This window comes from Serratia sp. LSHTC3 (genome assembly GCF_057197125.1).
Genome location: NZ_JBXUNP010000003.1, coordinates 547,727 through 567,639, shown reverse-complemented (window position 1 = coordinate 567,639; position 19,913 = coordinate 547,727). Strand labels below are relative to the sequence as shown.

Annotated in this window: 20 protein-coding genes; 4 read left to right on the top strand and 16 right to left on the bottom strand. The window is 60.4% G+C overall.

Annotated features, from left to right (window positions below; genetic code table 11):
- Positions 1 to 4 precede the first annotated feature (4 nt).
- The 8 genes from rpoS to ftsB all read right to left on the bottom strand — a co-directional run bounded on the left by rpoS (position 5) and on the right by ftsB (position 6,310).
- The gene (gene rpoS / locus AC2CGI_RS15470) at positions 5 to 1,003 is read right to left on the bottom strand and encodes an RNA polymerase sigma factor RpoS (RefSeq protein ID WP_004932578.1); all 999 of its coding nucleotides are present in this window, start codon (positions 1,001 to 1,003) and stop codon (positions 5 to 7) included.
- Positions 1,004 to 1,057: 54 nt separating this feature from the next.
- Positions 1,058 to 2,056: a murein hydrolase activator NlpD gene (nlpD, locus tag AC2CGI_RS15465; protein ID WP_015376692.1), complete on the bottom strand. Its 999-nt coding sequence runs from the start codon at positions 2,054 to 2,056 to the stop codon at positions 1,058 to 1,060.
- Between the two features lie 325 nt (positions 2,057 to 2,381).
- Positions 2,382 to 3,008 (bottom strand): protein-L-isoaspartate(D-aspartate) O-methyltransferase, encoded by a 627-nt coding sequence (locus AC2CGI_RS15460; protein ID WP_004932585.1) that lies wholly within the window; start codon positions 3,006 to 3,008, stop codon positions 2,382 to 2,384.
- On the bottom strand, positions 3,002 to 3,763 hold the full coding sequence (gene surE, locus AC2CGI_RS15455) for a 5'/3'-nucleotidase SurE (RefSeq protein ID WP_015376691.1): 762 nt from the start codon (positions 3,761 to 3,763) through the stop codon (positions 3,002 to 3,004). Before surE ends, AC2CGI_RS15460 begins: the two co-directional genes overlap by 7 nt.
- Positions 3,744 to 4,790, bottom strand: coding sequence for a tRNA pseudouridine(13) synthase TruD (gene truD, locus AC2CGI_RS15450; protein WP_076740949.1), 1,047 nt, complete (start codon positions 4,788 to 4,790; stop codon positions 3,744 to 3,746). The genes surE and truD overlap by 20 nt, the downstream gene beginning before the upstream one ends.
- A gap of 4 nt (positions 4,791 to 4,794) precedes the next feature.
- A complete protein-coding gene (gene ispF / locus AC2CGI_RS15445) occupies positions 4,795 to 5,268 on the bottom strand; it encodes a 2-C-methyl-D-erythritol 2,4-cyclodiphosphate synthase (protein WP_004932594.1) in 474 nt (157 codons plus the stop codon).
- A gap of 10 nt (positions 5,269 to 5,278) precedes the next feature.
- Positions 5,279 to 5,986 (bottom strand): 2-C-methyl-D-erythritol 4-phosphate cytidylyltransferase, encoded by a 708-nt coding sequence (gene ispD, locus AC2CGI_RS15440; protein WP_015376689.1) that lies wholly within the window; start codon positions 5,984 to 5,986, stop codon positions 5,279 to 5,281.
- Positions 5,987 to 5,989: 3 nt separating this feature from the next.
- Positions 5,990 to 6,310: a cell division protein FtsB gene (ftsB, locus tag AC2CGI_RS15435; RefSeq protein WP_021505314.1), complete on the bottom strand. Its 321-nt coding sequence runs from the start codon at positions 6,308 to 6,310 to the stop codon at positions 5,990 to 5,992.
- A gap of 403 nt (positions 6,311 to 6,713) precedes the next feature.
- On the opposite strand from ftsB, the gene AC2CGI_RS15430 reads away from it, so the two are divergent.
- From AC2CGI_RS15430 to AC2CGI_RS15420, 3 genes are all read left to right on the top strand, one after another.
- The gene (locus AC2CGI_RS15430) at positions 6,714 to 7,484 is read left to right on the top strand and encodes a basic amino acid ABC transporter substrate-binding protein (RefSeq protein WP_033631812.1); all 771 of its coding nucleotides are present in this window, start codon (positions 6,714 to 6,716) and stop codon (positions 7,482 to 7,484) included.
- A 114-nt stretch (positions 7,485 to 7,598) separates the two neighbouring features.
- Entirely contained in the window at positions 7,599 to 8,318 is a 720-nt protein-coding gene (locus AC2CGI_RS15425) for an amino acid ABC transporter permease (protein WP_042706788.1), read from the top strand.
- Positions 8,302 to 9,024 carry an amino acid ABC transporter ATP-binding protein gene (locus tag AC2CGI_RS15420; RefSeq protein ID WP_004932608.1) on the top strand — a complete coding sequence of 241 codons (723 nt, stop codon included), beginning with the start codon at positions 8,302 to 8,304 and terminating at the stop codon, positions 9,022 to 9,024. The genes AC2CGI_RS15425 and AC2CGI_RS15420 overlap by 17 nt, the downstream gene beginning before the upstream one ends.
- Positions 9,025 to 9,076: 52 nt before the next feature.
- Here AC2CGI_RS15420 and AC2CGI_RS15415 read toward each other — a convergent pair whose 3' ends face one another.
- The 5 genes from AC2CGI_RS15415 to cysG form a co-directional block, all read right to left on the bottom strand.
- Positions 9,077 to 9,403, bottom strand: a complete 327-nt coding sequence (locus tag AC2CGI_RS15415) for a DUF3561 family protein (RefSeq protein ID WP_004932611.1) — start codon at positions 9,401 to 9,403, stop codon at positions 9,077 to 9,079.
- An 84-nt stretch (positions 9,404 to 9,487) separates the two neighbouring features.
- The gene (gene cysC / locus AC2CGI_RS15410) at positions 9,488 to 10,177 is read right to left on the bottom strand and encodes an adenylyl-sulfate kinase (protein WP_080497841.1); all 690 of its coding nucleotides are present in this window, start codon (positions 10,175 to 10,177) and stop codon (positions 9,488 to 9,490) included.
- On the bottom strand, positions 10,116 to 11,543 hold the full coding sequence (gene cysN, locus AC2CGI_RS15405) for a sulfate adenylyltransferase subunit CysN (RefSeq protein ID WP_049242652.1): 1,428 nt from the start codon (positions 11,541 to 11,543) through the stop codon (positions 10,116 to 10,118). Before cysN ends, cysC begins: the two co-directional genes overlap by 62 nt.
- Positions 11,544 to 11,554: 11 nt before the next feature.
- Complete coding sequence (cysD, locus tag AC2CGI_RS15400) at positions 11,555 to 12,463, bottom strand: sulfate adenylyltransferase subunit CysD (RefSeq protein ID WP_004932620.1); 909 nt, start codon at positions 12,461 to 12,463, stop codon at positions 11,555 to 11,557.
- A gap of 22 nt (positions 12,464 to 12,485) precedes the next feature.
- On the bottom strand, positions 12,486 to 13,916 hold the full coding sequence (gene cysG / locus AC2CGI_RS15395) for a siroheme synthase CysG (RefSeq protein ID WP_076740948.1): 1,431 nt from the start codon (positions 13,914 to 13,916) through the stop codon (positions 12,486 to 12,488).
- Positions 13,917 to 14,177: 261 nt separating this feature from the next.
- Between cysG and AC2CGI_RS15390 the strand changes: the two genes are divergently transcribed.
- Positions 14,178 to 15,248, top strand: coding sequence for an aminopeptidase (locus AC2CGI_RS15390; RefSeq protein WP_076740960.1), 1,071 nt, complete (start codon positions 14,178 to 14,180; stop codon positions 15,246 to 15,248).
- 55 nt (positions 15,249 to 15,303) lie between these two features.
- Here the strand turns inward: AC2CGI_RS15390 and AC2CGI_RS15385 are convergent, their stop codons facing one another.
- The 3 genes from AC2CGI_RS15385 to cysJ all read right to left on the bottom strand — a co-directional run bounded on the left by AC2CGI_RS15385 (position 15,304) and on the right by cysJ (position 19,617).
- Positions 15,304 to 16,038 (bottom strand): phosphoadenylyl-sulfate reductase, encoded by a 735-nt coding sequence (locus AC2CGI_RS15385; RefSeq protein ID WP_015376681.1) that lies wholly within the window; start codon positions 16,036 to 16,038, stop codon positions 15,304 to 15,306.
- Positions 16,039 to 16,099: 61 nt separating this feature from the next.
- Positions 16,100 to 17,815: an assimilatory sulfite reductase (NADPH) hemoprotein subunit gene (gene cysI, locus AC2CGI_RS15380; protein WP_044029664.1), complete on the bottom strand. Its 1,716-nt coding sequence runs from the start codon at positions 17,813 to 17,815 to the stop codon at positions 16,100 to 16,102.
- Positions 17,815 to 19,617 (bottom strand): NADPH-dependent assimilatory sulfite reductase flavoprotein subunit, encoded by a 1,803-nt coding sequence (gene cysJ / locus AC2CGI_RS15375; protein WP_076740947.1) that lies wholly within the window; start codon positions 19,615 to 19,617, stop codon positions 17,815 to 17,817. The genes cysI and cysJ overlap by 1 nt, the downstream gene beginning before the upstream one ends.
- Between the last annotated feature and the right edge of the window lie 296 nt (positions 19,618 to 19,913).

Below are 19,913 nucleotides of genomic sequence, written 5' to 3'. Positions count from 1 at the left end.
GGCGTTATTCGCGGAACAGCGCCTCAATGCTCAGGCCCTGCATCTGCAAAATCTCACGCAGACGGCGCAGACCTTCTACCTGAATCTGACGGACGCGCTCGCGCGTCAAGCCAATCTCCCGGCCTACGTCTTCCAGCGTCGCCGCTTCATAGCCCAGCAGGCCGAAACGACGCGCCAACACTTCACGCTGTTTGGCGTTCAGTTCGAACAGCCATTTGACGATGCTTTGCTTCATATCGTCATCTTGCGTGGTGTCTTCAGGCCCGTTGTCCTTCTCGTCGGCCAGAATGTCCAGCAGCGCTTTCTCCGAATCCCCGCCCAGCGGCGTATCCACCGAGGTGATGCGCTCATTCAGGCGCAGCATGCGGCTGACGTCATCCACCGGCTTGTCGAGTTGCTCGGCAATTTCTTCAGCGCTCGGTTCATGATCCAGCTTGTGGGAAAGCTCGCGCGCGGTGCGCAGATAGACATTCAGTTCTTTGACGATATGGATAGGCAAACGAATGGTACGGGTTTGGTTCATGATCGCCCGTTCAATCGTCTGACGGATCCACCAGGTTGCATAAGTGGAGAAGCGGAAGCCGCGTTCCGGGTCGAATTTTTCCACTGCGCGAATCAGACCGAGGTTACCCTCTTCGATCAGATCCAGCAGCGCCAGACCGCGGTTGCTGTAGCGGCGGGCGATTTTCACCACCAGCCGCAGGTTGCTTTCAATCATGCGGCGGCGGGACGGCACGTCACCGCGCAGAGCACGCCGCGCAAAATAGACTTCTTCCTCTGCGGTCAGCAGAGGTGAATAACCGATCTCACCCAGATAGAGCTGCGTCGCATCCAATACGCGTTGCGTAACGCCTTGAGACAACAGCTCTTCTTCCGCTAAATCGTTCTCGCTGGTCTCTTCTTCTACCAGCGCTTTTTCATCAAACGACTCGGCCTCAGCTCCATTCTCGTCGAAATCCGCATCATCATGTAACTCGTTAACTTTCAGCGTATTTTGGCTCATATGCTGCTCCTACCCGTGATACCGCGAGCAGAATCTCAGCGTATTCTGCCCAATCTATCGCTGCGGAAGATAACGCAGCGGGTTTACGGATTTCCCCTTGTAACGAATTTCAAAATGCAAACGTACTGAACTGGTACCGGTGCTACCCATGGTGGCTATTTTTTGACCCGCCTTCACTTCTTGTTGTTCCCGGACCAGCATTGTGTCGTTATGAGCGTAGGCGCTCAGGTAATCATCATTATGTTTGATGATGATTAGATTACCGTAACCCCGTAAAGCGTTGCCTGCATACACTACGCGGCCATCGGCGGTAGCGAAGATAGGCTGCCCACGGGAACCGGCGATATCGACACCCTTATTCCCACCTTCTGATGAGGAAAAGTTATCAATAACCTTACCGTCAGTCGGCCATCTCCAGGTACTGACCGGAGCGCTGTTGCTGACGGTGCTGCTCACAGGTGGAGCGGCTTCCGGCGCGGTAACAGGCGCAGTCGCGGTCCCAACCGCTGCGGCACCTGCTGCAGGTAACATCTTACCTACATTCTGTTTACCCGAGTTTTCAGAATACGCGTTAGTTGATTGAGAATCAACCGTTGCCGTCTGGATCTGGGAGCTGGAAGGTGGCTTCGGAACACCGCCTTTGGTCGCATCTGTCGTCGCCAACATGCCGCCGCCGCCGTTGGCAGAACCATTACCAAGCTGAATGGTTTGGCCAACATTCAGGCTGTATGGCTCGGGAATATTGTTGCGCTGCGCCAGGTCGCGGAAATCATTGCCGGTGATCCAGGCGATATAAAACAGCGTGTCGCCGCGCTTGACCGTATAAGTTTCGCCGCCGCTGTAGCTCCCTTTAGGGATGGCGTTATAACTGCGGTTATAGACAATGCGGCCCTCTGGGCTGGCCTGCTGCACTCCGCCATTATTATTGCCGGATGGAGCGGCACCGCCGCCCCCCACGCTGCTGATAGGAGCCGACGTCGAGGCCGTATTCGTACAACCCGCCAACCACAAACTTACCATCGTACACACCGCTACCCGGCGTAACGTAATCATTGGGCTTCCCGTGCTCATGCTTCCCCCATGACAGCAATATCAGTGATATATCCAAAATACCCTTTACATCGTAGCCGAGCTTTTGCCACTTCCCAGTTTCTGCGATGTAAAGGCGCCGCCGGCCGATCCCTGAACGCCAGGTCATCTCGCGCCGGAGCATCAAAACGCGCGCCAATGCTAACCACATTGGCGTTGCCGCACCATAAGACAACTACGTAGAAAGGCCAATTCTAGTGAAAATTAGCCTGATTGGAACGAGAAAACCTTATCCGGCCATGATGAAAGTGCAACAGATTTTGCAGACGGTCGAAAATTCAGACAATCGCTAGGCCAATTCGCCTTTCACCAACGGCACAAAGCGCACCGCCTCTACCGCATCGACAACGAAATCGTTGCCATGACGCTGAATGCGTTTGAGGGTTTGGGCCTGCTCGCCCACCGGCAACACCAAAATGCCGCCGTCGTCCAGCTGCTCCACCAGCGCCTGCGGGATCTCCGGCGGCGCGGCAGTGACGATGATCGCATCGAACGGGCCGCGCGACGCCCAACCCTGCCAACCGTCGCCGTGGCGGGTGGAAACATTGTGAAGATCGAGCTGTTTCAGGCGGCGCTTGGCCTGCCACTGCAGCCCCTTGATGCGTTCGACGGAACAAACGTGTTGCACCAGATGCGCCAGGATAGCGGTTTGATAACCGGAACCGGTACCGATCTCCAGCACCCTTGAGGTAGGTTTCAGATTCAGCAGCTCGGTCATCCGCGCCACCATATAAGGCTGGGAAATGGTCTGACCGGAACCGATCGGCAATGCGGTGTTTTCGTAGGCCTTATGATCCAGCGCTTCATCGACAAAACGCTCGCGCGGCACCGCTTCGATCGCCCGCAGCAGCTTTTCGTCTCGGATCCCCTGCTGCCGCAGCTGCGTCAGCAATGTTTGCATGCGCTTATTCACCATTCCCCGCTAACCTCTGCCTTGGTTAACCATGTTTTCACGACTTCTTGCGCCGCGTAGGCGGTTAAATCCACCTGCAGCGGCGTTATCGCCACATAGCCTTGTTCCACCGCCGCAAAGTCGGTATCCGGCCCGGCATCAAATTTATCACCAGGCGGCCCGATCCAGTAGATATTTTGTCCGCGCGGATCCTGCTGGCAGAAGACCTTGTCGGCGGGATGGCGGCTGCCGCAGCGGGTAACGCGCAGGCCTTTGATCTCAGCCAGCGGCAGATCCGGCACGTTAATATTCAGAATTTTTCCGGTACGTAGCGGTTCGCGCTGCAGCGCGCGCAGGATGCGGCAGGTAATGGCGGCGGCGGTCGCGTAGTGCTGGTGGCCGTTCAGCGACACCGCCAAGGCAGGCAACCCCAGGTGCCGGCCCTCCATCGCCGCCGCGACGGTGCCGGAATAGATAACGTCGTCGCCCAAATTCGGCCCGGCGTTAATGCCGGATACCACGATATCGGGCGCCGGGCGCATCAACGCGTTGACGCCAAGGTAAACGCAGTCGGTCGGCGTCCCTTGCAACACCGCAATATCCCCGTTGGCCAGCGTCTGCGTGCGCAACGGCGACTCCAGCGTTAAAGCATTGGAAGAGCCGCTGCGGTTACGATCCGGCGCCACGACCTGCACTTCGGCGAATTCCCGCAGCGCCGCCGCCAGCACCTGAATGCCCGGGGCGCTGACGCCGTCATCGTTACTCAGCAATATCCGCATCACTGTTATCCTGCTGCATGATCTCGCGAACCACGCTGGTAGCAAAGCTGCCCGCCGGCAGCCAGAAGCGCAGTTCCACGGTAACGTCATCCCACCAGTTCCACTGCAAATTTTGCGGCTGCAACAGCAGGGCCCGGCGAGCGGGTTCGACACGCTCGCGCTTTAAAAGCGTAAGCAATTCCGGTTGTTCCGCCAAGCATTGTTGTTCAAAAACCAAGGCTTGGCCGGCAGTGCCTGGCTCACCGTCGCCCGGCAAGGGAGCCGTGATCGCCAGCTCGCCGGCATCCAGCCGCTGTTGCAACGTCTCCAGCTCATCGGCTTTGGCGACGAACCAGCTGCCGCGGCCGCTCAACTGCAGGGCATCCCCATCCAGCACGGTGCGCTGCAGGCCGTCGGCCAGGCGCCGGCCGGCTATCAGATTGAACAGTGCACTGCGGCTGGCGGACAGGTAGAAGCTGCGCTTACTGCGCTCTTTGACACGAATTTCGTCGTTCGCCCAGCGGCGCGCCATCACCAGATTGTTGCCGCCGCGGCCGAAGCGTTGGCTGCCGAAATAGTTGGGCACGCCCTGCGCGGCGATAGCCTGCAGGCGACGTTCCACGTCCTGCCGATCGGAAATCTGGCGCAGCACCAGCGTAAAGTGGTTGCCCTTCAGATTGCCGATGCGCATTTTGCGCAGGTGGCGGGCGAACGAGAGCACCTCGCAGCCTTCCAGCGTAAACCGGGAGAAATCCGGCGTGTCTTTGCCCGGCATATGCAGGCAGAACCACTGCTCGGTCACCGCGTGGCGATCCTTCAAACCGGCATAGCTGACAGAACGGGCGTGAATACCGGCGAAGCGCGCCAGGTAATCGGCCACGAACTGGGTATTGCAGCCGTTTTTACGGATATTTACCAGCACGTGCTCACCTTCGCCGTCCGGTGCAAAACCCAGATCTTCGACCACCACGAAATCTTCCGGATTGGCTTTCAACACCCCGGAACTCTGCGGCCGGCCATGCAGCCAGGTCAGATTCGCCATATCCATGCGGTTATTCCTTGATCAGCAAGGCGACCGCTTCGCACGCGATGCCCTCGCCGCGCCCGGTGAAACCGAGCTGTTCGGTGGTGGTGGCCTTCACGTTGACGTCATCCATATGGCACTGCAGATCTTCCGCCAGGAAGACGCGCATCTGCGGGATGTGCGGCGCCATTTTCGGCGCCTGAGCGATGATGGTGATATCGAGGTTACCGAGGCGGTAACCTTTGGCGCGGATGCGTTTCCAGGCTTCGCGCAGCAGCTCGCGGCTGTCGGCGCCTTTGAAGGCCGGATCGGTATCGGGGAACAGTTTGCCGATATCGCCCAGCGCCGCCGCCCCCAGCAGGGCGTCGGTGGCGGCATGCAGCGCGACGTCACCGTCGGAGTGGGCCAGCAAGCCTTTGTCGTAAGGGATGCGAACACCACCGATCACCAACGGGCCTTCGCCGCCGAATTTATGTACATCAAAACCGTGACCGATACGCATGATGCGCTCCTTAATTGTCTAACTGGGTCAAATAGAACGCCGCCAGCGCCAAATCCTCCGGCCGCGTTACTTTAATGTTGTCCGCCCGGCCGGCGATCAGCTGCGGATGATAGCCGCAATGTTCCAGCGCCGAGGCTTCGTCGGTGACGTTCGCGCCTTCATCCAGCGCGCGCTGCAGGCACTGCTTGAGCAGCGGCAGCGGAAACAGCTGCGGCGTCAGCGCATGCCACAGATCCTGCCGTTCAACGGTGTGGGCGATGGTGTCGCGGCCGGGTTCGGCGCGCTTCATGGTGTCGCGCACCGGCGCGGCGAGAATGCCGCCCACCTTGCTGTGTGCGGTGATCGCCAGCAGGCGCTCGAGATCGTCGGCGTGCAGGCAGGGGCGCGCGGCGTCGTGCACCAGCACCCAGTCCGCATCACCCGCCAGTTTCAACCCGGCCATCACCGAATCGGCGCGCTGTTTGCCGCCCTCGGTGACGGTTACCCGCGGATCCTGAGCGATGGGTAGCCGTTCGAACTGACGATCTTCGGGGCCGATCGCCACGATCACCCGTTCAATGCGCGGGTGGCGCAACAGGGCGTGGATGGCGTGTTCGACGATGCTGTGCCGGCCAATGGTTAAATATTGCTTCGGGCATTCCGCCTGCATGCGGCTGCCGATACCGGCAGCGGGCAGGACGGCAATCACCGAGGGAAAGGTGCCTGCGGAGTGATTCATGCGTTATTTTTGTGCGTTATTTTGCGAGGAAGACGCCGCGTTGCGTCTGGATTGGTCAGGAACCAGACGATAGAAAGTCTCACCGGGCTTGATCATGCCCAGCTCATTACGCGCACGCTCTTCGATCGCTTCCTGACCGCCGTTCAAATCATCGATTTCGGCAAACAGCTGATCGTTACGCGCTTTCAACTTGGCGTTGCTACCCTGTTGGACCGCAACGTCTTCATTGACTCGCACGTAATCGTGAATACCATTTTTGCCCAGCCACAGTGAATACTGTAACCAACCGAGCAATGCCAGCAATAGCAGCGTAAGTTTTCCCATCTCCGCCCCCTGAAAAACCGACCAATCATCCCACAACTTCTCGTTGGACTCCACACTGAGAGCGGCATTTCAACGCCAAATTCAGAATACGGATGAAGGGTTCCCGTGTTTATCGCCTAATTCCGCTGCGAAAGCGGCAAAAAACGCCCCTTTGGCTCGGCGCACGCGCCGCGTTTTCCAATGAGACACACTCTATCCTACCTCCATTATGCAGCAAGAATCACTGCATCACCGCTTCCTGACACATCGCTTACGCCACAGCAAAGCAAAAAGTGAATATTTAACACCATAGAGAGAATAATCGTCATGCAGCGGTTGCACTTTCATTCATTGAAGCTTATTTTTATGCACTCATAGTGCATAAATAATTCCAATATATAACCATTCATTATCGGGGATCGCGATGTTAAAACGTTTAGTTCTGATCGGCGCCTGCCTTGCCGCCACCTTCTCCATCGCTGCGTTGGCGGCTGAACCCACCTACGTCGTCGGCTCCGGCGGCACCTATCGGCCATTCGAATTTGAAAACAGCCAAAAGCAGCTGGAAGGTTTCGACATCGACATCATCAAGGCGGTAGCCAAGGCCGAAGGCTTCCAAATCAAACTGATCAATACGCCGTGGGAAGGGATCTTCGCCACACTGAACTCCGGCGATCGCGATATCATCATTTCCGGCATCACCATCACCGATAAGCGCAAGCAGATGGTTGATTTCTCTGCGCCTTACTTCCCGGCTGAGCAGGCTATCGTGGTGCCGCAAGACTCGAAGGTGGACTCCATCGCCGCGCTGAAAGCGCTGAAGGTCGGCGTGGTGAACTCCAGCACCGGCGACATCGTGGTGTCCGACGCGCTGGGTAAAAACAGCACCGCCATCAAGCGCTTCGACAATACCCCGCTGATGCTGCAGGAGCTGTATGAAGACGGCATCGGCGCGGCGGTCGGCGACGTCGGCGTGGCCAAGTTCTATATCAAGACCCACCCTGAGAAAGCCTTCAAGCTGGTGCCCGACGCCAAGTTCGAGCGCCAGTATTTCGGCATCGCCGTCGCCAAAGGCAACGATGAGCTGCGCAACAAGATCAACGCCGGCCTGAAGAAAATCGTCGCCGACGGCACCTACGCCAAGATCTACCAAACCTGGTTCGACAGCAACGTACCGACGCTGCCGGCGGAATAATCCCCTGTCGCCGGCGCCCGCAAGGGCGTCGGCGCACCACCGTTTCAGCCTACCAAGAAGGAATACCCCTTGAACTTCCGCTGGGAGATCATCCAGGAATACGCGCCGCTGTTTATGGAAGGCGCCTGGATGACCATCAAATGCACCATTATCTGCGTGCTGCTGGGCACCACCTGGGGCTTGATCCTCGGGCTGGGCCGTTTGGCGCAGGCGCCGCACGGCATCTGGAAACCCATCCTGCATTACGGCGTTCAGTGGCCGGTACGCATCTACATCAGCGCCTTTCGCGGCACGCCACTGTTCGTGCAGATCATGGTGGTGCACTTCGCGCTGGTGCCGCTGTTCATCAACCCGCGTGACGGTCTGCTGGTCACCAGCGGTCTGATGAGCGTCGATTTCGCTCGCGCGCTGCGCGCCGACTACGGCGCCTTTCTCTCCTGCGTGGTGGCGATCACGCTCAACGCCGGTGCCTATGTGTCGGAAATCTTCCGCGCCGGGATCCAGTCTATCGACCGCGGCCAGATGGAAGCCTCACGCTCGCTGGGCATGAGCTATGGCAAGACCATGCGCCAGGTGATCCTGCCGCAGGCCTTCCGCCGCATGCTGCCGCCGCTGGGCAACAACGCCATCGCCATCGTCAAGGATTCGTCGCTGGCCTCCGCCATCGGCCTGGCGGATCTGGCCTATGCCGCCCGTACCGTCTCCGGCGCCTACGCCACCTACTGGGAGCCCTATCTGACCATTTCGCTGGTCTATTGGGTCATCACCTTCCTGCTCTCGCTGCTGGTGCAGCATATGGAAAAGAGGTTCGGTAAAAGTGATTCGCGTACATAACCTGCAAAAACAGTTCGGCGAAAGCCACGTGCTGCGCGGCATTTCCTGCCGGATCGCAGCCAACGAAGTGGTGTGTGTCATCGGCCCCTCCGGCTCGGGCAAAAGCACCTTCCTGCGCTGCATCAACGCGCTGGAAACGCTCTCCGGCGGCGAGATCGAGGTCAACGGTTTCGCCGTCCACGATCAGAAAACCGACCTGAACAAAATGCGGGAAAGCGTGGGCATGGTGTTCCAGCGTTTCAATCTGTTCCCGCACATGACGGTGTTGGAAAACATCATCATGGCGCCGGTGAGCGTGAAGAAACAGCCGCGCGCCGAAGCCATCGCGCAAGCAGAACAGCTGCTGCTCAAGGTCGGCCTGCTCGACAAGATCGACGCCTACCCCAACAGCCTGTCAGGCGGCCAGCAGCAGCGGGTAGCGATCGCCCGCGCGCTGGCGATGGAGCCAAAGATCATGTTGTTCGATGAACCGACCTCCGCGCTCGATCCTGAGCTGGTGGGCGAAGTGTTGGCGGTGATGAAATCACTGGCCCACGAGGGCATGACCATGGTGGTGGTGACGCATGAGATGGGCTTTGCCCGCGAGGTGGCCGACCGGGTGCTGTTTATCGATCAGGGGATCATTCAGGAGGAGGGTGCGCCGCAGCAGATCTTCAGCCAGCCGGCCAATCCGCGCACGCAGGCGTTTCTAAGCAAAGTTTTGTAACCTTCGGCCCCGCTCTACTCCCCTTCGGGCGCCGGCATCGGCGCCCGCTCTCTCACCACCCGGTCAGGAAGCTGAACACCAGCCAGAACAGGCACAGCACGATCGCGCCGGTCAGCAGCAGCGTCAGGATCAGACGGCCGCGCAACAGCATGCTGAGGGTGATGCCGATCAGCACCGACAGCGGCATCAGCGCCAGGAAGAACGGCCAGGTATAGAGCAGGAAAAACAGCGTGTTGGAACCGTAAACCAGAAACGGCAACGCGAACGCCAGCCAGTAGAAAACAAAGCCGCTGACGCCGCCCAGGAAAGAATAAGAAGGCTCCTCTCTCTCCTGTTTTGACTGCTTGGAGTCGATCAAGATAGGCGTGACATTTTGCATAGTGATCCCTGGTTATTCGGCTCGCTCTGCGGCGGCTTAGAGTAAAAAGCGCATGGCGAAAAACGCCACACGCTTTTTTTGAATTCAGGGTTTGATAATAGCCTGACCACGTAACACGTCTAACAATTGCGCAATCAAATTTGTTACCAATTGTTGGCCGTCGAGGTGGATTTCCGGCTGCTGCGGCGCCTCATAAACCGCGTCGATACCAGTGAAATTGCGCAGCTCGCCGGCGCGCGCTTTTTTATACAACCCTTTCGGATCGCGCGCCTCGCAGATCTCCAACGGCGTGTCGACGAACACCTCGATAAAGCGATCGTCGCCGAGCATCTCGCGCACCATTTGCCGCTCGGCGCGGTGCGGCGAAATGAATGCGGTCAGCACCACCAGCCCGGCATCCACCATCAGCTTGGCCACTTCCCCCACCCGGCGGATGTTCTCGCGCCGATCCTCGTCGGAAAAACCGAGATCGCGGCACAGACCGTGACGCACGTTATCGCCGTCCAGCAGATAGGTGCTGACGCCAAGCCCATGCAGCGCCTGCTCCAGCGCGCCGGCGACGGTGGATTTTCCCGAGCCGGACAGCCCGGTAAACCACAGCACCGCGCCGCGGTGGCCGTTGCGCGCTTCGCGATCCGCACGCGTCACCGCATGCGGATGCCAAACCACGTTCTCATCGTCCGGCCCGGTCGCCCTCAGTTCAGCGGCCACCTTATCGGCCACCGAGCAGATCGCGTGCGCCCCAATGCGGGAAGTGCTTGCGCACCAGCGCATTCAGCTCCAGCTCGAAGGCGCTGAATTCGCCGCGCGCCGCCGGGGCATCCTGCAGCGTTTCACGCACCAGACCGGCGCCAACCGTCACGTTGCTCATGCGATCGATGAAGATCAGCCCGCCGGTGTCGTGATTGCTCTGATAGCTGTCCAGCACCAGCGGTTCGTCGAAGGTCAGCTCCACCAACCCGATGCCGTTGAGCGGCAATGTGTCGGCTGGGTGTTGCGCCAGCGTGTTGATCTCCACCTGATGGCGAATGCTCTCCACGCGGGCGCGGGTCTTTTTGCCGGCGATCTTGATGTCGTAGCTCTGGCCCGGCACCAGCGGCTGCTCGGCCATCCATACCACGTCCACCCGCGCGCTCTGCGCCGCCTGCAGACTTTCGCCGGCGTCGACCAGCAAATCGCCGCGGCTGATGTCCACTTCATCTTTCAGCACCAGCGTAATCGCCTCGCCCGGCACCGCTTCTTGCAGATCGCCGTCGAAGGTCACGATACGCGCCACGCTGGACTCCACGCCGGAAGGCAGCACTTTGATGCGTTGCCCCACCCGCACTACGCCGGCGGACAGCGTGCCAGCATAGCCGCGGAAATCGAGGTTCGGGCGGTTGACGTACTGCACCGGGAAGCGCAGCGGCTGGTTTTCTCGCTCGCTGATCACGTCGACGCTCTCCAGCACTTCCAGCAGCGTCGGGCCGCTGTACCACGGCATATGGGCGCTTTCGCTCGCCACGTTGTCGCCGTCCAGCGCCGACAGCGGCACGAACTTGATGTCCAGATCGCCAGGCAGCTGCTGGGCGAAGGTCAGGTAATCCTGTTTGAACTGCTCGAACACCGCTTCCTGATAGTCCACCAGATCCATTTTGTTTACCGCGACCACCAGATGGCGAATGCCCAGCAGGGTCGCGATAAAGCTGTGGCGGCGAGTCTGATCCAACACCCCTTTGCGCGCGTCGATCAACAGGATCGCCAGATCGCAGGTCGAGGCGCCGGTGGCCATGTTGCGGGTGTACTGCTCGTGCCCCGGGGTATCGGCGATGATAAATTTACGTTTTTCGGTCGAGAAATAGCGATAGGCCACGTCGATGGTGATGCCCTGCTCGCGCTCGGCCTGCAGGCCGTCCACCAGCAGCGCCAGATCGAGCTTTTCGCCCTGAGTACCGATGCGTTTGCTGTCGCTGTGCAGCGTCGACAGCTGATCCTCGTAGATCTGGCGGGTATCGTGCAGCAGGCGGCCGATCAGGGTGCTTTTGCCGTCGTCGACGCTGCCGCAGGTCAGAAAGCGCAGCAGGCTCTTGTGCTGCTGCGCGTGCAGATAGGACTCGACGCCGCCCTGGTCAGCGATTTGTTGTGCAATTGCGTTGTTCATCCGGCGGCTCCTTAGAAATACCCTTGACGCTTTTTCAGCTCCATCGAGCCGGACTGATCGCGATCGATCATCCGCCCCTGGCGTTCGCTGGTGGTGGAGACCAGCATCTCTTCGATAATCTCCGGCAGGGTTTGCGCCTGCGAGTCCACCGCGCCGGTCAGCGGCCAGCACCCCAGGGTGCGGAAACGCACCATGCGCTGGCTGATCACTTCACCCGGCTGCAGATCGATGCGATCGTCGTCCACCATCATCAGCATGCCGTCGCGCTCCACCACCGGGCGCGGTTTCGCCAGGTACAGTGGCACGATGTCGATCTTTTCCAGGAAGATGTACTGCCAGATATCCAGCTCGGTCCAGTTCGACAGCGGGAAGACGCGGATGCTCTCCCCTTTGTTGATCTGGCCGTTGTAGTTGTGCCACAGCTCCGGCCGCTGATTTTTCGGATCCCAGCGGTGGAAGCGATCGCGGAACGAGTAGATGCGCTCTTTGGCGCGCGATTTCTCCTCATCGCGCCGCGCACCGCCGAAGGCGGCGTCAAAACCGTACTTGTTCAACGCCTGCTTCAGGCCCTCGGTCTTCATGATGTCGGTATGCTTGGCGCTGCCGTGCACGAACGGGTTGATGCCCATCGCCACCCCTTCCGGGTTTTTATGCACCAGCAGCTCGAAGCCGTACTCCTTCGCGGTGCGATCGCGGAATTCGTACATTTCGCGGAATTTCCAGCCGGTATCGACGTGCAGCAGCGGGAACGGCAGCGTGCCGGGGAAGAACGCCTTGCGCGCCAAATGCAGCATCACGGAAGAGTCCTTGCCGATGGAATACAGCATCACCGGGTTGGCGAATTCAGCGGCGACTTCACGGATGATATGGATACTCTCCGCCTCCAATTGCCGCAAATGAGTGAGTCGTTTTTCGTCCATAACAGGTCCTTAAAAGCCTTGCCTATGCCAAATTCACGACGGCCGGGCGCGCGGCCCCTTCCGTCTGCGATTGATGCCCGAACCAGGCGATTTGGTGGTGCAGTTCCACCACCTCGCCGATCACCAACAGCGCCGGCAACGGCGCCCGTTGGGCCAGGTGTTCCAGTTGTTCCAGCGTGCCGATCTGCACCTGCTGATCGGCGCGCGTGCCGCGGCTGATCACCGCCACCGGCGTCGCAGCGTCGCGGCCGTGGGCGATCAGGCGTTGGCTGATGTCCGCCGCCTTCATGGTGCCCATGTAGATAGCCAGCGTTTGCCGCGCCCGGGCCAGATCGGCCCAGTCCAGGCCATCGCCGTCCGGGCGGCAGTGGCCGGTGATAAAGGTCACGCTCTGCGCGTGATCGCGATGCGTCAGCGGAATGCCGGCGTAGGCGGTCGCCCCCGCGGCGGCCGTGACGCCCGGCACCACCTGGAACGGAATGCCGGCGGCGGCGGCCACCTGCAGCTCTTCGCCGCCGCGGCCAAAGATGAACGGATCGCCGCCCTTGAGGCGCACCACCCGTTTGCCCTGCTGCGCCAGCTCCACCAGCAGCCGGTTGGTCTCTTCCTGGATCACCGAGTGCGCGCCGGCGCGCTTGCCCACGCAGATGCGCTCGGCGTCGCGCCGCACCAGATCGAGGATCTCGCCGCTGACCAGATGGTCATACAGCACCACGTCCGCCTGCTGCATCACCTGCAGCCCGCGTAGGGTCAACAACCCCACGTCGCCCGGCCCGGCGCCCACCAGGGCGATCTCGCCCTGTGCGCCTTCATCGCCTGCGGCGAAGCGGTGTAAATCCTGCTCCAGCTGCCGTTCCGCCTGCGCCGTCTGGCCGTTGGCCACCAGCGTGGCGAAACGGCCGCCGAAGGTTTTCTCCCAGAAACGGCGACGTTCGCCGATCGAAGCCAACCGCTGTTTGACCTGGCCGCGCCAGCGGCCCGCGACCTGCGCCATCTGCCCCAAACTGGCGGGCAATAACGCCTCCAGCTTTTCGCGCAGCAGTCGCGCCAGCACCGGCGCCTGGCCGCTGGACGATACGGCCACCACCAGCGGCGAGCGATCGATGATCGACGGGAAGATGAACGAGCAGCGCGGCTGATCGTCCACCACGTTGGCTAACACCCGGCGTTTATCCGCCTCGGCGAACACCGCGGCGTTCAGCGCGTTGTCGTCCGTGGCGGCGATCGCCAGAAACACGTCGTCCAACTGCTGCGGATCAAAGGTTTTCCCCAGCCAGAGCACCCGCCCTTGCTGACGTTGTTGTTCCAGTTCCGGTGAGAGCGACTGCGCAACTATCCGTATTTCAGCCCCGACGCGCTGAAGCAGGGAGACTTTGCGCGCCGCCACGTCACCACCGCCAACGACCAGCACCGGGCGTTGTTTCAGGTCGGCGAATATTGGTAGATAGTCCACAACAGCCTTTTCATATAACAGAAAGATAGTGTGACTATACGGGCTGAGATTTAGCCTCTGAAATGACGAAAAGGAATGATTAGTTCCTTTATGGAATATAGGCCGCAACGCAGGAGGCAAACGGTAATACTCACGGCGGCGGTTTGCGCGTTCGCGCGAAAATTAAGAGACAGGGAAATTGTGTAATGCCGTCCGGCGTCTCATACTGGGTGCCGAAGAAAAATGATCGGCAGCGCCGATAGCAAAGAAGGATTTTTCGGTATGTTTTCCCGTTTTTACCTGAAGACCAGCCTGCTGGCCCTCGCACTCGGCGGCGTCTTCAGCGTTTGTGCCGCACAGCCCGTAAAAGACGCGCCAATGGGCCGTTTCGCCGCCGAACAGACCCGCCACATCGCCACTTACTTCCCCGGCCGCATGGCGGGCAGCCCGGCCGAATTGCTCACCGCCGACTACCTGAAGCAGCAATTCAGCAAGATGGGTTACCAAAGCGACATTCGCAGCGTCAATACGCGCTATCTCTACACCAGCAAAGACGGCAAGAAGAACTGGAACAACGTCACCGCCAGCTCGGTGATCGCCGCCCGCAACGGCGACAACCCAAAACAGATCGTGGTCGTCGCCCACTTCGACACCTATACGCCGCAGAGCGACGAGGATCTGGATAACAACCTCGGCGGCTTGACGCTGCAGGGCGTCGACGACAACGCCTCCGGCATCGGTGTGATGCTGGAACTGGCGGAACGCCTGAAGAACATCCCCACTGCCTACGGCCTGCGCTTCGTCGCCACCAGCGCCGAAGAGATCGGTTCACTGGGGGCGCAGAACTACCTGCAACGCATGAGCGCGGAAGAGAAAAGCAACACCGTGCTGGTGATCAACCTCGACAGCCTGATCACCGGCGATCGTCTGTATTTCAACGCCGGGCGCAATACGCCGCCGCAAATGGCGAAGCGTTCCCGCGATCGCGCGCTGGATATCGCCCACCGCTACGGCATCGCCGCCGCCACCAATCCGGGCAGCGCACAGCATCCGCAGGGCACCGGCTGCTGCTCCGATCAAGAGGTGTTCGACGCCGCGGGCATCCCGGTGCTGTCGGTGGAGGCCACCAACTGGTCGCTGGGCGACAAAGATGGCTACCAGCAGCGCGCCGTCAGCCCGCACTTCCCGCAGGGCATCACCTGGCACCGTCCGCAGTATGACAATCTGCAGTATCTGGATCGCTACCTGCCGGGGCGGATCGACAAACGCAGCCGCGACAGCGTGCAGATCCTGCTACCGCTGATCAAAGAGCTGGCGCAGGCGCACCCGCCGAAAGCACAGAAGAAAAAGTAGCCCGCAAAAAAACAGGGCCCAGCATTGCTGAGCCCTGTCATGTCAATCACGCCGTTTAGCCTTCGTGCAGGCCACACTCGCGCTTCAGGCCGAAGAAACGCGTCTCTTCCTCGCTCATGCCCGGCTCCCACTTCTGGGTGGTGTGTGTATCACCTACCGACAGGTAGCCCTGCTCCCACAGCGGGTGATAACTCAGCCCGTGTTCGGTCAGATACTGGTAAATCTTGCGGTTGTCCCAGTCGATGATCGGCAGGATCTTGAACACCCCACGCTGCACCGCCAGGACCGGCAGATTGGCGCGGCTGCCGGACTGCTCGCGCCGCAGGCCGGCGAACCAGCTCTGCGCGCCCAGCGTCTCCAGCGCGCGGTTCATCGGCTCGACCTTGTTGATCTGGTTGTATTTTTCAATCCCTTCTACGCCCTGCTCCCACAGCTTGCCATAGCGCGCCTCTTGCCAGGCGGGAGACTGCTCCGCGCGGAACACCTGCAGATTCAGCTTCAGCTGGTCGGCCAGTTGATCGATAAAGCGATAGGTTTCCGGGAACAGATAGCCGGTGTCGGTCAGGATCACCGGGATATCCGGCCGGATGCGCGTCACCAGGTGCAGGCATACCGCCGCCTGAATGCCGAAACTGGACGAGAGTACGAACTCGCCGGGCAGATGCTCCAGCGCCCATTCAACGCGCTGTTCGGCGCTGAGGGTCTCCAGTTGGCCGTTGACCACCGCCAATGCCAGCGCCTGCCCGGATTTGGGCAACGCGTTCAGCGCCGCCAGATCGAATTCAGCCATGTTGTCTCTCCTGATACTTGAAATTATCTGTGCGGCCCCTCTGCCCAGGGGCCGCCCGGCCTCACTCCCAGAAATCTCGCGCCGGATCCAGCACCGGTTTGACGACGCCCGCGCGCACGGTGAAGTCGCCGAAACCTTCGCCAGCGTTGCGCTCCTTCGCCCAGCGCCCCACCAGCAGATCGATCTCGCTCAGGATCTCATCTTCGTTGATGTTCTCGCGGTACATGCGCGGAATGCGCGTGCCTTCGCGGTTGCCGCCCAAATGCAGGTTATAGCGGCCGACCGCCTTGCCCACCAGCCCCAGCTCCGCCAGCAGCGCGCGGCCGCAGCCGTTCGGGCAGCCGGTGATGCGCAGCACGATATGCTCGTCGCCCACCCCGTGCCGATGCATGATCCCTTCCACCTTGGTGACGAACTGCGGCAGGAAGCGCTCGGCCTCCGCCATCGCCAGCGGGCAGGTCGGGAACGACACGCAGGCCATCGAGTTTTTGCGTTGCTCGCTGATCTGATCGTCGATCAGGCCATGATCGCGCGCCAAGGCTTCGATCTTCGTCTTCTCGCTTTCCGGCACGCCGGCGATGATCACGTTTTGGTTCGCCGTCAGACGGAAGTCGCCTTTATGGATCTTGGCGATCTCCGCCATGCCAGTCTTCAGCGGGCGCCCCGGATAGTCCAGCAGGCGGCCGTTCTCGATAAACAGCGTTAGATGCCACTGATCGTCGATGCCCTTCACCCAACCGATGCGATCGCCGCGGCCGGTGAATTCATACGGCCGGATCGGCGCAAAGGTGATGCCGGCGCGCTTTTCCACTTCGGCACGGAAAACGTCCACCCCAACGCGCTCCAGCGTGTATTTGGTTTTGGCGTTCTTGCGATCGGTACGGTTGCCCCAGTCGCGCTGCGTGGTCACCACCGCTTCCGCCACCGCCAGCGTATGCTCGAGCGGAATGTAGCCGAACTCGCTGGCCTGGCGCGCGTAGGTTTTCTTGTTGCCGTGCTCAATGGACAGCCCGCCGCCCACCAGCAGGTTGAAGCCCACCAGCTTGCCGTTTTCGGCGATCGCCACAAAGTTCATGTCGTTGGCGTGCAGATCGACGTCGTTCTGCGGCGGGATCACCACCGTGGTTTTAAATTTACGCGGCAGGTAGGTCGGCCCCAGAATCGGCTCTTCGTCGGTGGTGGCCACCTTCTCCTGATCCAGCCACACCTCTGCGTAGGCGCGGGTGCGCGGCAGCAGGTGTTCGGAGATCTTCTTCGCCCACTCGTAGGCTTCCTGATGCAGCTCGGACTCCACCGGATTGGAGGTGCACAGCACGTTGCGGTTCACGTCGTTGGCGGTCGCCAGCGCGTCCAGCCCCAGGCGGTTCAGCAGCTGGTGCACCGGTTTGACGTTGCCTTTCAGAATGCCGTGAAACTGGAACGTTTGGCGGTTGGTGATGCGAATGCTGCCGTACAGCGTGCTCTCCTGCGCGAACTTGTCGATGCCCAGCCACTGCTGCGGGCTGATGATGCCACCCGGCAGGCGACAGCGCAGCATCATGGCGTGGCGCGGCTCCAGCTTCTGCTCGGCGCGTTCGGCGCGAATGTCGCGGTCATCCTGCTGGTACATGCCGTGAAAACGGATCAGCAGGAAGTTGTCGCCGTTGAAGCCGCCGGTCAGGCCGTCGTTCAAATCATCGGCGATGGTGCCACGCAAGAAGTTACTCTCCTTCTTCATGCGCTCCGCATCGGCCAGTTTGCCTTCGACTACCAAAGGCCCGGGGTGTTTATCACTCATCAGTAAACATCTCGCTGATAACGGCGCTCAAGGCGCAGCTCACTTAAAAATTCATCCGCCTGCTCGGTATCCATGCCACCGTGCTCGGCCACCAGTTCCAGTAATGTGTTTTCCACGTCTTTTGCCATGCGATTGGCATCGCCGCAGACGTAAATGTGCGCGCCTTCCTGAATCCAGCGCCACACTTCCGCGCCCTGTTCGCGCAGTTTGTCTTGTACGTATATTTTATGTTGTTGGTCTCGGGACCAGGCCAGATCGATGCGGGTGAGCAGGCCGTCTTTCACGTAGCGCTGCCATTCGACCTGATACAGGAAATCTTCGGTAAAGTGCGGGTTGCCGAAGAACAGCCAGTTTTTGCCGCCGGCGCCGTCGGCGTCGCGCTGCTGCATAAAGGCGCGGAACGGCGCGATGCCGGTGCCCGGGCCGATCATGATAACCGGCGTTTCCGGGTTGGCCGGCAGGCGGAAGTTATCGTTGTGTTCGATAAACACCCGCACGTCGCCGTCTTCCTCCAGACGATCCGCCAGGAAGCCGGAGGCGCCGCCGCTGCGGGCGCGCCCGTCGATGTCGTAACGCACCACGCCCACGGTGATGTGTACTTCGCTTTCGTTCTCCGCCTGCGAAGAGGCGATGGAATACAGGCGCGGCGTCAGCGGGCGCAGCAGGCCGACCAGCTGTTCGGCGCTCAGATCCGCCGGCGCCTGGCGCACCATGTCGACGATCGGCGTGTTGTGCGCGTACTGCTGCAGCGCGGCTTTATCCGCCAGCAGGCCGATCAGCGTTTCGTCGCGCGACAGCGCGGCGTATTTATCGACGATCGGCGTGGTGTTCTGCGTCAGCTCGAAATGGCTGCGCAGCGCCTGCGCCAGCGGCAGGGTTTGCCCTTCCACCTCGACCGGCTCGTCGCCTTTCAGCCACAACAGCTGCACCAGTTCGTCCACCAGCGCCGGATCGTTATCGAACCATACGCCGAGCGCATCGCCCGGCTGATAGCGCAGGCCGGAGTCGCCCAGATCGATCTCGATATGGCGCACGTCTTTATCCGACGCGCGGCCGGTAATTTTCTGCTTGACCGCCAGTTGGGCGGTGAGCGGCTGTTCCTTGCTGTACGGGCTGCTGTCGATCAGATCGACCGCGCCGCTGGCCAACTCGCCCGGCGCGGCGCTTTCCGCCGGCGCGCGCGCCTTCAGCACCGACACCACCTGTTTGCGCCAGGCGGCGGCCAGCTCCTGGTACTCCACGTCGGCGTCCACGCGCTCCACCAGGCGCTCGGCGCCCAGCTCGGCCAGCTTGCCGTCGAAATCCTTGCCAGACTGGCAGAAATTCTCATAAGAGGTGTCGCCCAGCCCGAACACCGCAAAAGCGGTATCATTCAGCTTCGGCGCCTTTTTCGAGAACAGGAATTTATGCAGCGCCACCGCTTCTTCCGCCGGCTCGCCTTCCCCTTGCGTGGAGGCGACGATCACCAGCAGGCGCTCTTGAGCTATCTGCTTGAACTTGTAGTCGCCGGCGCTGATCAGCGTGGCGCTCAGATTGGCGGCCAGCAGATCGTCGCGCAGCTGCTCCGCCAGGCGGCGCGCATTGCCGGTCTGCGAAGCGGAAATGATGGTGATGCCGGCGGCAGCCGCAGGGGCAACAGGCGCAATGGCCACGGCTCCGGGCTGTTGATTGACCATGCCCCAAAAATAACCGGACAGCCACGCCAGCTGCGTCGGCGAATAGTCGCCGATCGTCGCCTGCAGGCGCGCCAGCTGTTCGGGCGTCAGCGGGAGCAAAGATGTTGGAGGAGCCTGAGTCGTCATTGCTGTACTTATTTCCTATACTTAGCGCCTTTCCTGCCAGGCGCGCGCCAGTGTCAGTCGCTGTCTCTTCGCTGCGTCGGGTGTGCGGAAAAGATCAGGAGAGTTTGTAAGGTTACCGAGCAGAATAGCAACGATTAAATAAGGGATAGCAATAAATCATAACCAAAATGACTAAGCTGTTTTTCTGGTAAGGCATAACGCTTAAACCGTTAAACAAAGTTTTTTATCCAGATGAAATTAAAGCGCTTTTTTTCATCGTTTTTTCACCGTTCAACATTTCGGCTCATAACCCCAGC

Coding starts and splice junctions, on each gene's coding strand:
- AC2CGI_RS15390 (WP_076740960.1), top strand. CDS start 14,178: ATGTTTTCCCGTTTTTACCTGAAGACCAGCCTGCTGGCCCTCGCACTC.
- cysJ (WP_076740947.1), bottom strand. CDS start 19,617: ATGACGACTCAGGCTCCTCCAACATCTTTGCTCCCGCTGACGCCCGAA.
- ispF (WP_004932594.1), bottom strand. CDS start 5,268: ATGCGTATCGGTCACGGTTTTGATGTACATAAATTCGGCGGCGAAGGC.
- cysD (WP_004932620.1), bottom strand. CDS start 12,463: ATGGACGAAAAACGACTCACTCATTTGCGGCAATTGGAGGCGGAGAGT.
- ftsB (WP_021505314.1), bottom strand. CDS start 6,310: ATGGGAAAACTTACGCTGCTATTGCTGGCATTGCTCGGTTGGTTACAG.
- truD (WP_076740949.1), bottom strand. CDS start 4,790: ATGGATATGGCGAATCTGACCTGGCTGCATGGCCGGCCGCAGAGTTCC.
- nlpD (WP_015376692.1), bottom strand. CDS start 2,056: ATGATTACGTTACGCCGGGTAGCGGTGTGTACGATGGTAAGTTTGTGG.
- surE (WP_015376691.1), bottom strand. CDS start 3,763: ATGCGGATATTGCTGAGTAACGATGACGGCGTCAGCGCCCCGGGCATT.
- AC2CGI_RS15385 (WP_015376681.1), bottom strand. CDS start 16,038: ATGGCTGAATTCGATCTGGCGGCGCTGAACGCGTTGCCCAAATCCGGG.
- cysC (WP_080497841.1), bottom strand. CDS start 10,177: ATGCGCTGGTGCGCAAGCACTTCCCGCATTGGGGCGCACGCGATCTGC.
- ispD (WP_015376689.1), bottom strand. CDS start 5,986: ATGAATCACTCCGCAGGCACCTTTCCCTCGGTGATTGCCGTCCTGCCC.
- rpoS (WP_004932578.1), bottom strand. CDS start 1,003: ATGAGCCAAAATACGCTGAAAGTTAACGAGTTACATGATGATGCGGAT.
- AC2CGI_RS15415 (WP_004932611.1), bottom strand. CDS start 9,403: ATGCAAAATGTCACGCCTATCTTGATCGACTCCAAGCAGTCAAAACAG.
- AC2CGI_RS15430 (WP_033631812.1), top strand. CDS start 6,714: ATGTTAAAACGTTTAGTTCTGATCGGCGCCTGCCTTGCCGCCACCTTC.
- cysI (WP_044029664.1), bottom strand. CDS start 17,815: ATGAGTGATAAACACCCCGGGCCTTTGGTAGTCGAAGGCAAACTGGCC.
- AC2CGI_RS15460 (WP_004932585.1), bottom strand. CDS start 3,008: ATGGTGAATAAGCGCATGCAAACATTGCTGACGCAGCTGCGGCAGCAG.
- cysN (WP_049242652.1), bottom strand. CDS start 11,543: ATGAACAACGCAATTGCACAACAAATCGCTGACCAGGGCGGCGTCGAG.
- AC2CGI_RS15425 (WP_042706788.1), top strand. CDS start 7,599: ATGGAAGGCGCCTGGATGACCATCAAATGCACCATTATCTGCGTGCTG.